This window comes from Lactobacillus sp. C449L (genome assembly GCF_059900815.1).
Map to the genome: position 1 here is coordinate 1 of NZ_JBWXGA010000087.1, position 519 is coordinate 519.

Annotated in this window: 1 pseudogene; it reads right to left on the minus strand. The window is 38.2% G+C overall.

The features are described from left to right. Positions 1-234: 234 nt before the first annotated feature. Positions 235-519 (minus strand): annotated as a pseudogene (locus AC2JF9_RS08420) (hypothetical protein); the annotation flags it as partial.

The following is a 519-nucleotide window of genomic DNA, read 5'->3' on the forward strand; positions in this document are numbered from 1 at the left end:
GTCCCACACATGCACATCCAAAAGCGGGGGAAAATATTGATATGTCAGCGTGATTCCCGCAGGCACGATGAACAGCCATGACAGCCAGACTATTATCCGTTTATGCCTCTCAACTTCCATTTCAATCCCCCTTTCAAAACATTGCCTTTTTTTATATGCTTAGTAAAAAAGTCATATTAGAAAATAATTTTAGCAAATATTTACAAAATTGTCACACACTAAAAAGTTAGCGTTTTAAATTTTTTTATGCTCTAGCTTTGCTTTCAGGTAAGGCCTGGCCAATGATAAAAAGTATAGTGAGCCTGCGATGATTAAGACTTCATTTTCCTCTATCGTACAAAGGGCTTCCTCAATTGCCTGCTGCCAGTTTTTTATCTGTTTCTTAATGATTGTTTTGCTCTGGTTATAAAACAACCCTGAATCAGCGGCCCGCTCATTAGCGAATTCCGTAAACAAAACAGAGTCTGCATGTTCATCAAGCAAACCAATCATGTCTTCATATCTTTTGTCCCTTAAAGC